We start from the raw sequence: 13,547 nt of genomic DNA on the forward strand, positions 1-13,547 counted from the left end.
CCTCGATCTGGTCGATGCACACCGCCACGGCCGCCATGGTCCCCCAGCCGAGGCCGAACGCGAGCGCGAACAACGCGCCCAGCGACCTGAACCGCAGACCGCGGTTGGTCGATCGACCCGTCATGGTTGGCGACCGACGACCGACGACGGGAGGCGCGGCAGACATGACGTCCCCCTCCTTCTGCTCTCGACCCGGTCAAGGCTCCCCGCCAGCCCGGGGCACCGCCAAGGGCTGAAGGTCTTCGCTCAGCCCTCGAAGGTCCCCGCATCCGCGGGCCATTCATCGCAGCGTGCGGTCGAGGAAGCCGACGACACGGGTCTCCCACTGCTGCGTAGCCGGCGCGCCGATGTGCGGCGCACCCGCTACCAGCCCGCGGGATCACCACCGTCGCGGTCCACCCCAGCGTCGTCATGCCCCGCCTGTCGGATGAGATGCCCCCGTGGGTGCTGCGGTTCGGCCCGCTCGCCGCACGGCCACCGTCGCCGACGCCGCCAGCCCGACGGGAGCACCCGGCTGATCACGCGGGTACGGTCGCGCCCTCGTGGCGTCACCCCAGCACGATGGCCTCACTGCTGCTCTTCGGGGTGGCGGACTTGCCGCTGATGCCACGCGGCCATGCTCGTCCGCGAGTCCTGGCCCCCCGCGGGAGCGACCACCGTTTCGAAGGCCCTCGTCAGGCCGGTCCTCATCGCTCCCGGTCGCTCCACCGATCACGAGCTCTGGCCTCCGCGTGCGGGGTGCCACAGACCCTGATCGAGTCCAAGCGAGTCCAACGGGTGGTGTCACAGGCGCCGTGCGACCCAGTCATGCACGGCAGGCAGCAGCACGATCGCGGTCACCGCCGCGCTGCCCAGGACGTGCAGCCACAGGTTGATCTGCACGCCCAGGTCGCCGAACCCGACATCGAGCTGGCTCTGCCCGACGACGAACGGGACGACGGCGACCAGCCCGACGACGCCGGACACCAGCGCGGCCGTGTCCCACCACGAGTACTGCCTGTACACCGCCCATGCCGCGAGCGTGAAGCCGATCACCGCGGCAAAGCACAGGACGTTCGTCAGGGTCCACGCGGTCCCGGTCGGCGGCGGCGTCGTGCCGGCCATGGCAGGTGTCATCCACAAGAACGTCGTGCCGAACAGGAACAGGCCGAGCGCCACCACGTTAGTGAACGTCCACATCGCGCCTCCCCTCAGGTTGGGACGTCTGCCCGCGCGCGGGCAGCGTTGCTCACCGCCTGGCTGTGCTGGGGGTCTTCGGCGGCGAGGCGTTCGACGCCGGCCAGGTCGAAGGCGAACAGCAGCAGGCCGCCGGTGAGGAAGAACGCCACCGCACCGACGAGGAACACCGCGTCGGTCAACGCTGGTGCGGCCAGTGGCCAGCCTCCGGTGAGTGCGGGCAGCGCCAACACGGTGATGGTAGGCGGCCACACCCGCCAGGCGGCCGCGTGCCGCCGCCGCACCGCCTTTGGCAGCTGTCGGGCACGCACGGTCGTCTCGGCCAGCGCGGCGACCACCGCCACGCTCAACAGCACATACAGCACAGAGACGACGAGCGGGTCGAACGCGACCAGCGCGAGCGAGACCGCGAGCACCAGCGCGTACAGCAACAGCACCAGCTTGGTGGCCGCCCGCAGGAACGCGCCAGCCTCCACCTGCAGGCTGGTCAGCCGCCGGAACCCGGTCTCGATGTAGAAGAACATGCCGACCAGCAGCAGCCCGATCAGCGTGGCCGCGATCTGCGCGACCGTGAGCAGCAACCCCTCGGAGACCGATGCCACGGCCACCCTCCTTGTCACACGCCACAGACCCGACCGTGTGGCCGCCACATTCGCGACCCGCGAGCCGGTCGGCCAGGTCAGACGGCCTCAGCAGGCAGCGTCGACAGTCCCGACCGGTCCCGCACGCGGCGGGTCGTTCGGCAGGACGCGGTCACGTTGGTGACTGCGACCGCTCGAGGCGAGCCCTATCGCCGGGGTGCGCTTGGGGTGACGGGCGTGGTCGTTCCCGCGGCGGCGGTGACGTGGCCATGGTCGCCGTCGACGGTGACCACCTGTCCGTCGATGAGCGACGTGGTTGCTGTGCCTGTGCCCATGACCGCGGGGATGCCGTATTCGCGGGCGACGATGGCGGCGTGGGAGGTCGGTCCGCCGGTGTCGACGACGACCGCCGCCGCACGCTGGAACAGCGACGTCCACGACGGGTTCGTGTAGGGACAGACGAGGACGTCGCCGCTGCGCAGCGTCCCGAACTCCGCCGGCTGACGAATGACGCGCACGGGTCCGGTGGCCTGCCCGCCGCCCACGGCGACGCCGACCACGAGCGCATCGGTGTCACCCGGTGAGTCAGGGAACAGCACGGCCGGCGAGATCAACGGGGCGCCGGACAACTGTTCGCGTCTGGCGGCGCGGGCGCGCACCGCGCGACGGATGCGTGCCGCGTCGGCGTCGGGCGCCATCGCGGGGTCCGGAAGTCTTTCGAGTTCGTCGAGCCGCAGGTGGAACACGTCACCCTGGTCGGCCAGGATCGCGTCGCCGGCGAGTCTGCGGCCCATCTCCAGCAGTGCGCCGCGCACGATGGGCAGGACCCGGGTGGCGTGGAAGTGGGTGTCTTCGCGCAGGGCGATCCCTGTCCGGGCGGCGTGCACCATGCGGGTCAGGCGCGCCTGCGACCGGGTGAGGCGGACGACGGGATGGTGCAGGAGCTGCCGCATGGCCCGCGCGCCACGACCTGCATCCACGGGTCGGCGTGGCTGGTCGACGAGCGCCTTGACGGCGCCGAGCACCGTCGCCGGGTCGTCGCTCCAGGTGGGCGATGAGACCAGCAGCACGCTGCTGGTCTCGCGGTGTCCGTAGGCGTCGAGGAAGGCGTCCAGCGCGGTGCGGAACTCGTGGAGCTCGGGCGCGTCGGCGAGGTGGCACGCGAGGTCGTGCGCGTCGAGGTCGGCGAACAGCGCGCGCAGCGTGTCGTCCGGGCGGACGCGGCTTGCCAGGGCGGTCAATGCGCGGTTGGCGTCGGTGGTGCGGGTCGGCGCGCCGAGGATCAGCTCGGGGAACAGGCCGGTCCGGCCGAGCAGTGTCAGGATCAGGCGCAGCCGCAGCAGGGCAGCGACGGCGGTGGGCAGGTAGTCGACGCGCAGGTCGGTGGTGATGTGCAGGGCGTCCAACGCGCGGCGGGGCAGCCGGGACAGTTCGCCCCAGGACATGGTCGACAGGGCGCGTGCCGCGAGCGCGTGGACCTGCTGGTCGAACGCGGCGAACCGCGGATCCGCTTGCCAGGCGGCAGGGTCATGACGTCGGATCCGGCGGATGTTGCGGGCGGGGGCGGTCAGCACGCGGAGCGTGGGGTGGGGCGCCGGTGGCACGAAGCGGTCCACGACCCCGTCGTCCTCGGGCAACGTCTCGGCCAGATCGACGCGCAGCCCGGCCATCTCGTCCAGCATCCGCGACACCATCCGGCCCAGGCCAGGCTCGATCCACGCGCTCATGTCCAGTGGGTAGGGCCGGATGGGCAGCATCTCCAGGATCGGTGGGCCGGTGCGCCGCTGCACGCGGGTGAGGCGCACCGGAGGCGGAGGCAGCGCGGTCATCGGCCGCGTCTGCAACAGCCACACCCGCCCTCCGGTGCTGGCCCACTCGATGTCCTGCGGCTGACCGAAGCGGTCGGCAACGCTCACACCGAGGCCCGCGAGCTCGAGCAGGATCTCGCCCGGGAGTCGCCGCGCCTCGTCCATCTCCGTCGTGTCGTGCGTGACACCCCCGCCAGGGGCACCGCGAACGACCACCTCGCGACGCCCCTGGCTCCACTCGCGGACCTCACCGTGCCCATCCAGCACGTAGCGGTCCGGGGTGACCAGCCCCGAGACGACCGCCTCGCCCAGGCCGCTGCTGGCGTCGATGACGATCTCATCGCGCGCCCCCGTGACAGGGTTCGCCGTGAACATGACGCCCGCGCTGTCGGCCGGCACCATCACCTGCACCACGACCGCCATCCGCACGTGCTCGGCGCTGATGCCGCGTCGGCGACGGTACGCGATCGCGCGGTCGGTCCACAACGACGCCCAGCACCGCCGGACAGCGTCGAGAACCGCGTCTGCGCCGATAACGTTGAGGAACGTGTCGTGCTGACCCGCGAACGCGGCGCCAGGCAGATCCTCGGCGGTCGCGCTCGAACGAACGGCGACGGGCCCGCCACCGAGTGCCACGTACGCCTCGACGATCGCAGACGCCACCGGGCCGGGCATCGCCACGCTCGCGATGTCCGATCGGATCGCAGCCCACCCACTGCCGTCGACGCGTCCGCTGTCGTTGACGTGCGTCCTGATCCGGAACGCCGGGCCCGCCTGCTCGAGCACCGTGGCGTACGCGTCGGTCGTGACGACGAACCCATCCGGGACCCGCTGGCCCAGCCGGCGCAGCTCGCCGAGGTTCGCGCCCTTCCCACCAACCCGCGCGCGATCGTCGGCGCCGACCGTCCCGAGCCGCGCAACGAACACGTCCGCCTCTCCTCATGATAGATAGCTTCGCTACATATCAATGAAGAGTAGCATTCCTACCTATGTGGCGCTAGGGTTGCGCCATGGAGTCCGACACGCAGCTGCTCAAGGGCCACCTCGACGCGCTGCTCCTGGCCGCCGTGGCGGGTGAGCCACGGCACGGCTACGCGATCATGGAGGCGTTGCGGGAGGCCAGCGGCGGCCAGTTCGAGCTGCCAACCGGCACCATCTACCCCGCCCTGCACCGCCTGGAGGCAGCCGGCCTGATCAACGGTACGTGGTCCACGGTCGACGGTCGACGACGCCGCACCTACCAGCTGACCGCTCGCGGCGAACGGCGCCTCCAAGCCGACCGCAGCACCTGGCGGGAGTTCGCCGCGACCATCACGACCCTGCTCGAGCAGCCATGGCCGGCCACCAGCTGATCGAGGAGCACCTCGCGCAACTCGCCGGCCGCCTGCCGGGCGGCGCGGTCGACGAACTGGCCGACGGGCTCACCGAAACCTGGCACCACCACCTGGCTACCGGGCTGCCGCCCACGAGCGCCGCCCACGCCGCCACCGCCGAGTTCGGTACGCCCGACCAGATCATCGACGCCTTCGTCACACACGCACCCGCTCGTCGGATGGCGCTGCGACTGCTGGCCAGCGGGCCGGTGGTGGGCGCATGCTGGGCCGCCGGGCTGATCGCAGGTCGCGGCTGGACCTGGCCGCTACCGCACCCGCTACGAATCGTGTTCGGGGTGCTGCTGTGCGGTGTGATCGTGGCCCTGCTCGCCGCGACGACCAGCCGCCACAGCTACCGGCGCACCCGGCTGGGAGCGGCAGGCGGCGTGGTCCTGGTCACCCTCGACGCCGCCATGCTGGCCACCGTGTCGGTCATCACCCCGCCACTTGCATGGCCGCTGCTCGCCGCCATCCTGGCCAGCCTGACCCGCATCGCCTGGACGGCGCGGTCGCTGCCCGCGGCGCTGGGTCCGCGTCATGCCGCGAGCGCTGGCGCAGGCGGAACCAGGACCGGTGGCTGACCGATCACATCGGGAGTGTTGAGGTTGAGGGCGACCGTTGCGCTCGCACGGTGGACGGTCACCGTACCGCCCTCGATGAGTGTGAGTGCACCACGCCCAACGACCCTGAACCGTCGTCCACGACCGACGACGGCCGTACCCTCGTCGAGGCCGAGCACGCCGAGGTGGCCGAACCGGTGCGCGAGCGGAGCGGCCCAGCGTTCCGCTCGGAACCGGCTGAAGTGGGGGGCGGCGACCCAGCCGTCGAACGGGCCGAGTCCCGGGATGAGGTCGAGCGGATGCGGCGGATACAGCCGGAGGCGCCACGCGAACAGGCTCATGGCCCCGGCCGACGACCCCGACAGCGCCGCCCCGGACCGCCAGCGGTCGAGGATCAGATCCCAGACCGGTGAGGCGCCGAGCGTGGCCACCAACCGGTTGGGGACACCACCGGGCAGAACGATGACGTCCGCCCAGGCGACGGCGTCAAGGGCCTGGTGCGAACCGTGGGCGTCGGGCAGTGCGACGCGCACCGCGGCGCCCAGGCTCGTCCAGTAGGTGCGCGCGAGCGCCGCGACCATCCCGACCTGGCGAACCGACGCAGCGACCGGGACGATGGCCACGGTCGGCGCGGCCACGCCGACCTGCTCGAGCAGCAGGCGCTCGATCGCCTCCATCCCCCGGCGGTGCTCGTGTCCTCCCAGGAGCGCGATCGGTCCGGGGCGGGTGGTCGGCACATCGCGCCCGCGGTCATCGGCCCAGGTCGGGGCTGCGCTGAATGCGGTCGTGTCCATGGTGACGGTCCTTGGTCAGTGAGCGGCGGCAGCCGCCGCAGTGCTGCGCGTGCGGATCAACCCAGCGCGTGACCCGGTCGACGAGCCCGCCACCGTGTCAGCGGGCGACCGCCGAAGACGCTGGCCGCAGCCGGGATGCCGGCAGCGGTCGGTAGCCAGTACGACACAAGTCGGTACGCGAGGACGGCGATGACCGCGACCCCGTTGGGTACGCCGAAGGTGGACAGGGTCACGGCGACCGAGGCCTCGAGGACGCCGAGCCACCCAGGAGTGAGCTCGGGCAGCGCGCTGATCATGTTCGCGACGCCGTAGGCGACGAGCAGCACTCCGACCTCGACTTGCCAACCGAACGCGGCCAGCGCGAGCCACAGCGCGGTCGCGTCGGTGATCCAGACGACCATGCCCCAGCCGAACACGGCGAACAGGCCACCCCGGCGGACCCGCCGGGTCGCGGACCCGACCGAGGCGTCCACGACAGAGGCCGCAACCTGTGGGCCGAACCGGGCGGCGGCTCGGGCGATGACGTCCGCCAGACGCCTGCTGGACCGTGGACTTCGGGCGACAAGCGTCAGCGCGACACCGCCGCCGACGAAGATCGCCAGCGCGATCCCCGGCACGATCAGGTGGTGAGCAGGGAGGACGTCCGTGAACACCGAAGCCGCGATGCCCGCGACGGACAGCGCCGCCAGCCCTGTCATCGTGATCCACCATGACGCGAGCATGGACAGGATCGTCTCGACCGCGGGGTTGCCGAGCGCGATCAGCTCCCGCGCCGCAACCGCGCCACCTGCGGCGCCTCCGCCCGGAAGCACTCTGCTGAGCGTGAATGCCGCCATTGAGATCCGTACCGCCGTCAGTCGCCGGACACGGCCCCCGAACGCCATCAGGGCGCTGCGGTAGACCTGTGACATCGCGTAGACCCACAGCGTCTCGGCGACGACGGCCAGAGCGAACAGTGGCATCCGCTGGACCGTCAACAGCGACAGCGACGCGCGGATCTCCGGCCAGCCGTGTGACATGAAGCGGACGAGCATGGCGGCCGCGAGTGCGAGCAGCGACCACCGCAGCGCCCGTCCAGCGAGCGCGCGGTACCGCGGGATGGCGTCGTGCGCCGCCGGTTGGTCGGCGGCAACGGGCTGGCCATCGACGGGGCGGTCGGCGTCGAGTACGTGCCCCACTGGGGCGGTGTCCACGGTCATGGCGGGTGGCTCCTGCGGCGTGGTGTGCTGACGAGACGCTAGGTGCAGACCCGATTCGCGCCATCCACCGCCGTCATGAACTTCCCGTCGTCGCGCGTGGTGGGTTCGCAGGCCACCGTCTCGCCATTCGAGGGGACGCCGATCTCGGCTGCCGGTGGAGGCCACGGACTGACGAGAGTCGTACCGTTGCGGCATGCAGCACGGTCGATTGCGCGTCGCTCCACGGGTCGTGGACGCCCTCGTCATCACGGCTGTGGCGCTGCCGGGGATCGTCGGGCTCGCCATCCTCATCATCGCGACGCGGGCGGCGCCTTCGGACATCCCGCTCACGTCCGTCGTGCTGATGGTCCTCCAGGCCGGCGTGCTGTGGTGGCGACGCACCCATCCGCTCGTCGTGTTCGCGGTCACGCTCCTCGCGCTGCTCACCGCCGAGGGACTGGGCGACATCAACGCCTCATCGTTCCTCGGCCCACCGGCAGCGGCCTACGCACTGGGAGCCCATGGCAGCCGGCGGACAGCGATCGCAGGGTTGGTCGGCCTGGCCGCTGCGGCTGTGGTGAGTGCTGCTGTCGCCGCGGCAGCTCAAGCGGATGCGATCGTGATGGGTCCCATGGGTGCGCTGACCGCGGTGGCGTGGGGTGTCGGGCGGTACGTCCGGATGCGTCGCGACTACGTCGACACGCTCGTCGCGTACGCCGCGCAGGTGGAGGCCGACCGCGACGAGAAGGCGCGGCGGGCGGTGCTCGAGGAACGGCGTCGCATCGCGCGGGAGTTGCACGATCAGGTCGCGCACCACCTCGGCATCGCCGCGCTCCACACGAGTGCGGCGCGGCGGTGGTTGGCGCGCGACACCGATCGCGCCGAGTCCTCGCTGGGTCTGGCCGAGGATGCCGTCCGAGGGGCGTTGACGACGATGCCCGCGATCCTGCGGGCGCTGCGCGTCGATGACGCCGACGGCGATCTTGCGCCGCAGCCGACGTTGGACGGGCTCGACCGCCTGGTTGCCGAGGTCGCTGAGGCGGGACTGGCCGTCGAACTGCGCATCGAAGGCGAGCGGCGTGCGCTGAGCTCACCTGTGGCGCTCGCTGCGTACCGGATCGTCCAGGAGGCGCTGACCAACACGCTGAAGCATGCGGACGCGACGCGGTCGACCGTCGTGCTTCGCTTCGCGCCGGATCGACTCGACGTGGTCGTGACCGACAACGGATCGGGCGCGGTGGCTGAGGGAGCTGCGGGTGGAGGCCTCGGACTGCTCGGCATGCGTGAACGTGTGGATGTGCTCGGCGGTACGTTGATGACGTCACCGGGGCAGGGTGGGTTCGCGGTTCGGGCCACTCTGCCGCTGGTGGGTGGGAAGGAGCGCGGTGACGATCCGGGTGCTGCTGGCCGATGATCAGGATCTCGTCCGCACCGGCGTGCGGATGATCCTGGAGACCGAGACAGATCTGCAGGTCGTCGGAGAGGCACGCAACGGCGGCGAGGCGGTCGCGATGACCCGCCGTCTGCGTCCCGACGTCGTCCTGATGGACGTCCGCATGCCCGGAATGGACGGGGTCGAGGCGACACGCCAGCTGACGGCGCTCGACCCACCGCTGCCCAGCCGGGTGTTGATGCTGACGACCTACGACCTGGACGAGTACGTGTTCGCCGCGCTGCGCGCCGGCGCGGCGGGGTTCCTGTTGAAGCACGCGCCCGGCGATGCGCTCGTCGAGGCCGTCCGTACCGTCGCACGCGGGGAGGGGCTCCTCACGCCCGAGATCACGCGTCGGGTCATCGAAGCGTTCGCGGACGTGCCGGACGTCCCCGGCGCACCGCCACCCGAGCTGGAGCGTCTCACGGCCCGCGAACGCGATGTGTTCGACCTGTTGGTGCGTGGTCAATCGAACAGTCAGATCGCCCAGGCGCTCTACGTCGAGCCGTCAACGGTCAAGACCCACGTCGCGCATGCGCTGAACAAGCTCAGAGTGCCCGATCGGGTCGCCGCCGTCATCTACGCCTACGAGCATGGCCTGGTCACACCGGGGAGGTAGCCGGGCGCTGGCCCGCCTACCGGCTACGAGTTGAGTCCGTGCAGCGCCAGCCGCCCGGTGCCGTGCCGAGTCGATCGGGACGCGGCGTAACGCTCGTACAGGTGGTTGCTGAAGCGTTCGTCGGGGTCGTATCGACGCTTCACCGCGAAGAACGTCTCGATGTCGGGATACGCCCGGCGGAGCTGCTGCTGGTCATAGCGCAGCTGGTAGGGAAGATAGAATGTGCCTCCGCGGTCGATCGCATGGTCGACGAGTCGCCGGGTCGCATCCGCCATCTTCTCGTCGCCTTCGGGTGTCGTCTTCTGGTTGACGTACAACACGACGGCGAAGCGGTCAGTCGGCGCATAGCTGAGCATGATGTCATCAGCATGGACGACGCGTATCGAGGCGTTGACCAGCACGAGACCCTCATCGCGGAGCACCTGTCGCGCAGCTGCGACGAATGCCACCGTCTGGTCCCGTGGGAGAAAGTACTCCTGGAGAATGTCGGTATCGTCGGGGATCTTGTTGCGGAGGGCACCCAGGCTCGTGTACAGCGCCTGGTTGCGGGAGATCAGGCACGCCTCGGACTCGGCCAGCGCCTCGTTGCGTGACTCACGGCACGGCCGGAACCGTGGCAGCACATGCTTCTGCCCCGCCCACTTCAGCCACTGTCCCACACGACCCGTCTTGGACAGGTTCAGCATGAACCTGCTGCTGCGCACCCAGCCGATCTCGCCGAGCGGGGGCGGATGCTCGTCGCGTACACCGGTGGTGGAGTAGGTGTAGAGGACGGCCTCGTCCATCAGGCTTCCCGCAGCGGTGGACAGGTGCGCGTAGGCGAGATGCACGCGCTGGTCGGGTGCGAGCTGTCGCTCGTAGATGGCGGGGAACTGGTCGGCGGTGATCAGGCGCTGGTCGAAGGCGTACACCTCGTTCGGCGCGAGGTCGAGCTCGACCGAGACGATCACGCCGAACAGCCCGTACCCGCCGATGACAGCGCGGAACAGCTCCGGTTCGCTCGTGCGATCGACATGGATCAGCTCGCCATCGGCGAGCATCACATCCAGGGACCGCACCGTCGATGCGATCGAGCCCGCGCGGTGGTCGGTGCCATGCGCATTGACCGCCACCGAGCCACCAACCGTGAGGATGTCGACCCCTTGCATCGACGAGACCGACAGACCCTGCGGATTGAGGAAGCGGAGCACCTGTGCCCATGTCGCGCCAGCGCCCGCCGTCAACGTGCGGCGCTCCTCGTCGATCGACAGGTCGGCGAAGCCGCGCGTGTCGATCACGAGGCCGTGGGGTGTGAAGGCCTGGCCACCCATGGAATGGCGAGCTCCCGCCGCCGTGACCTGAAGGCCTTCACTGGCCGCAAACGCGAGCACCTCCCGCAACTCGCGGACGCTCTCGGGCCGGACGACACCGGCGACCGGTGTGCGATTCAGGCAGCTGGCGTCATTGATGGTTCCGCCCCGCTGGATGAGCGCTACCGGCAGCGCCTTCGGAGCCGGCAACACCTCCGTCGCGTCTGTCTCCCTCAGTTCCGCCTCGCCACCGTGGAGCGGCGGACAGTCCTTCGCCTGCGCAGGCTCACCGGCGTATGTGTCCACGAAGCGCGCCACCGCGACCGCGCCGTACAGGACTGCCGCGGCCGCTGCGGCTTTCCACCTGCTGGCCACCAACCGCCGCGACGTTGATTGCTTGACACCCCGCTGCCCAGCTTCTTCGCCCGGCGGCGTCGCGCGTGACGACTTGTCCGTGGTCACTGCGACGAAATGTCATCTTGGGCGCGACGCCGTCTCCAAGACAGCGCAATCCACCACATAGCCGTCAGCACCACCCACAGCACTCCCGCCAGCCATAGCTCCACCACGCCTACCGTCTGCCCTGTCGCGGTGACGGCGAGGACCGCCATTGCGGCCACGGTCAACAGGCCCAACAGTGACGCTGCGACCGTGCGCCGGATCTTCTTTCCGCCGTGTGCTGTGCCCATTGTCGACATCCGTACCGGTCGCGTCCCGGACGACGGGACTCCTGTATGCAGAGGTACACAAGAAGATGGCGGGACACGTTCTACCTCGCCCACCGACCAAGCGCTACCGCAGCGCATGGATCGGAATCGCCGTGCACAGCGGGCAGACCGTGCTCATCGGCGCCGTTGTCCTCGCCCTCGTCATCTCCTGAACGAGACGAACAGGGACCCCTCCACGAGAACCATCCGCCCGTGGACGCGGAGAGGATCACCTGCCGTCCGTATCGCTGCGCGCACACGGCGCGGCGACCGTCGACCACGCGCGAGGGCTGGCCACGGACACGACCCGGACAGCGTCCGGACATCGCCACCATCCAGCGTGATGGCGGCCACAGACCGTTCCACGCAGGAGCAACGTGATGAGCAACGACGCCAGGGCGGACGCCCGCCCCTCCCCTACCAGGACAGCAGACCCGGCCGACACAGCCACCCTCCCGGACGCCGTCCCGTCGACCATCGCCGAGGTGGCGCCGGGCGGCTCGTTCGACCTTCGCATCCATCCCGTCGCGAAGCGGATCGGCGACAGCACGGTCTCCATGTTGTCCTACGGCGGCTCCATCCCGGGGCCTACGCTGCGCGTGCGGCAGGGGTCGCAGATCACGGTGAACGTCACCAACGAGACGGGCATGGAGACGACGGTCCACTGGCACGGGCTGCGCCTGGAGAACCGGTACGACGGCGTCCCGCACGAGACGCAGGCGCCGATCCCGCCCGGTGGGCGGTACACCCATCGCCTGACGTTCCCCGACGCGGGACTCTACTGGTACCACCCGCACATCCGCGAGGACTACGCACAGGAGATGGGCCTGTACGGCAGCATCATCGTGGAGCCGACGGATCCTTCCTACTGGCCCGCCGCGGACCGCGACGTCGTCCTGACGCTCGACGACATCCTGATCGAGGACGGCAGGATCGCGCCGTTCGATCCCCATGGGCCGACGTACGCCGCCATGGGTCGGTTCGGCAACGTGCTGCTCGTCGGCGGCGAGACCGAGCAGCGCCTCGAGGTGGAACGCGGCGACGTCGTGCGCCTCCACCTCGTGAACACGGCCAACACGCGGGTGTTCAAGGTCGCGGTCCCGGGCGCGCGGATGAAGCTCGTCGGCGGCGACTCGGGTCGGTACGAGCGCGAGGAGTGGATCGACGATGTCGTGATCGCGCCGTCCGAACGAGCGATCGTCGACGTGCGGTTCGATGCGGCGGGGGCGGTCACCGTGCAGCACCTGACGCCCGGACGCGCGTACCCGCTGGTCCACGTCGACGCCGCCGACGCTGGTGACGTCCGGGCCCCCGCCGCCGCGTTCGATGTGCTGCGGGTCGACCCCGACCTCATGGCCGAACGGGAGCGCATCGCGCGCTTCATCGACGCGCCACCGGACAAGACCCTGGCGCTGGTCGCGGAGATGGACTTCGAGGAGCCCGACGACGGCGGCCCGGTCGTCTACGTCTGCCCCATGCACCCGGAGATCGTCCGGGACGCGCCGGGCAAGTGCCCCAAGTGCGGGATGAAGCTGATGGCGTCGCGCCCCGACCTAGACGCCGCCGGTGGCCCAGCCGCACACCACCACGATCACGCGGAGGCGATGGCGGACGGCATCGAGTGGGAGGACCTGATGCCGGAGGTGAACCGGACGACCACGCCGGCCACCATGCGGTGGAAGCTGATCGACCGGGACACCGGCAGCGAGAACGCAGCCATCGATTGGAGGTTCGACGCCGGCGACCAGGTGAAGATCCGGCTGGTCAACGAGATGGAGTCCGACCACCCCATGCACCACCCGTTCCACGTCCACGGGGAACGCTTCCTGGTGCTGTCCAGAGACGGCGTGTCCGAGCCGAACCTGGTCTGGAAGGACACTGTGCTCGTCCGCACGGGTCAGACCGTCGACCTCCTGCTGGACGCGTCGAACCCGGGCGTCTGGATGGCGCACTGCCACATCGCCGAGCACATGGAGACCGGGATGATGTTCAGCTTCCAGGTCCGCAGTGCGGCGAGATGACCAGTAGTC

General features: G+C 70.3%; 11 protein-coding genes. 5 read left to right on the plus strand and 6 right to left on the minus strand.

What is annotated here, in order from left to right; genetic code table 11:
- Nucleotides 1-783: 783 nt before the first annotated feature.
- The 3 genes from VFZ70_08400 to VFZ70_08410 form a co-directional block, all read right to left on the minus strand.
- Nucleotides 784-1,179, minus strand: coding sequence for a hypothetical protein (locus tag VFZ70_08400; protein ID HEX6255819.1), 396 nt, complete (start codon nucleotides 1,177-1,179; stop codon nucleotides 784-786).
- Between the two features lie 11 nt (nucleotides 1,180-1,190).
- Complete coding sequence (locus VFZ70_08405) at nucleotides 1,191-1,778, minus strand: hypothetical protein (GenBank protein ID HEX6255820.1); 588 nt, start codon at nucleotides 1,776-1,778, stop codon at nucleotides 1,191-1,193.
- 185 nt (nucleotides 1,779-1,963) lie between these two features.
- Nucleotides 1,964-4,492, minus strand: coding sequence for a PEP/pyruvate-binding domain-containing protein (locus VFZ70_08410; GenBank protein ID HEX6255821.1), 2,529 nt, complete (start codon nucleotides 4,490-4,492; stop codon nucleotides 1,964-1,966).
- 83 nt (nucleotides 4,493-4,575) lie between these two features.
- On the opposite strand from VFZ70_08410, the gene VFZ70_08415 reads away from it, so the two are divergent.
- Nucleotides 4,576-4,917 carry a helix-turn-helix transcriptional regulator gene (locus VFZ70_08415; protein ID HEX6255822.1) on the plus strand — a complete coding sequence of 114 codons (342 nt, stop codon included), beginning with the start codon at nucleotides 4,576-4,578 and terminating at the stop codon, nucleotides 4,915-4,917.
- Nucleotides 4,899-5,519 carry a hypothetical protein gene (locus VFZ70_08420; GenBank protein HEX6255823.1) on the plus strand — a complete coding sequence of 207 codons (621 nt, stop codon included), beginning with the start codon at nucleotides 4,899-4,901 and terminating at the stop codon, nucleotides 5,517-5,519. The genes VFZ70_08415 and VFZ70_08420 overlap by 19 nt, the downstream gene beginning before the upstream one ends.
- Here the strand turns inward: VFZ70_08420 and VFZ70_08425 are convergent.
- Together VFZ70_08425 and VFZ70_08430 are read right to left on the minus strand one after the other, a co-directional pair.
- Nucleotides 5,474-6,292 carry a Type 1 glutamine amidotransferase-like domain-containing protein gene (locus VFZ70_08425; protein HEX6255824.1) on the minus strand — a complete coding sequence of 273 codons (819 nt, stop codon included), beginning with the start codon at nucleotides 6,290-6,292 and terminating at the stop codon, nucleotides 5,474-5,476. The genes VFZ70_08420 and VFZ70_08425 overlap by 46 nt on opposite strands.
- Before the next feature lie 56 nt (nucleotides 6,293-6,348).
- Entirely contained in the window at nucleotides 6,349-7,491 is a 1,143-nt protein-coding gene (locus VFZ70_08430) for a YbhN family protein (GenBank protein HEX6255825.1), read from the minus strand.
- A gap of 193 nt (nucleotides 7,492-7,684) precedes the next feature.
- Between VFZ70_08430 and VFZ70_08435 the strand changes: the two genes are divergently transcribed.
- Together VFZ70_08435 and VFZ70_08440 are read left to right on the plus strand one after the other, a co-directional pair.
- On the plus strand, nucleotides 7,685-8,884 hold the full coding sequence (locus tag VFZ70_08435) for a histidine kinase (protein HEX6255826.1): 1,200 nt from the start codon (nucleotides 7,685-7,687) through the stop codon (nucleotides 8,882-8,884).
- The gene (locus VFZ70_08440) at nucleotides 8,856-9,521 is read left to right on the plus strand and encodes a response regulator transcription factor (protein ID HEX6255827.1); all 666 of its coding nucleotides are present in this window, start codon (nucleotides 8,856-8,858) and stop codon (nucleotides 9,519-9,521) included. The genes VFZ70_08435 and VFZ70_08440 overlap by 29 nt, the downstream gene beginning before the upstream one ends.
- 23 nt (nucleotides 9,522-9,544) lie before the next feature.
- Here VFZ70_08440 and VFZ70_08445 read toward each other — a convergent pair whose 3' ends face one another.
- Nucleotides 9,545-11,185, minus strand: a complete 1,641-nt coding sequence (locus tag VFZ70_08445; protein HEX6255828.1) for an FAD-binding oxidoreductase — start codon at nucleotides 11,183-11,185, stop codon at nucleotides 9,545-9,547.
- A 712-nt stretch (nucleotides 11,186-11,897) separates the two neighbouring features.
- Between VFZ70_08445 and VFZ70_08450 the strand changes: the two genes are divergently transcribed.
- Nucleotides 11,898-13,538 (plus strand): multicopper oxidase family protein, encoded by a 1,641-nt coding sequence (locus tag VFZ70_08450; GenBank protein ID HEX6255829.1) that lies wholly within the window; start codon nucleotides 11,898-11,900, stop codon nucleotides 13,536-13,538.
- Nucleotides 13,539-13,547: the final 9 nt, after the last annotated feature.

Source organism: Euzebyales bacterium (assembly GCA_036374135.1).
Classification (GTDB): domain Bacteria; phylum Actinomycetota; class Nitriliruptoria; order Euzebyales; family JAHELV01; genus JAHELV01.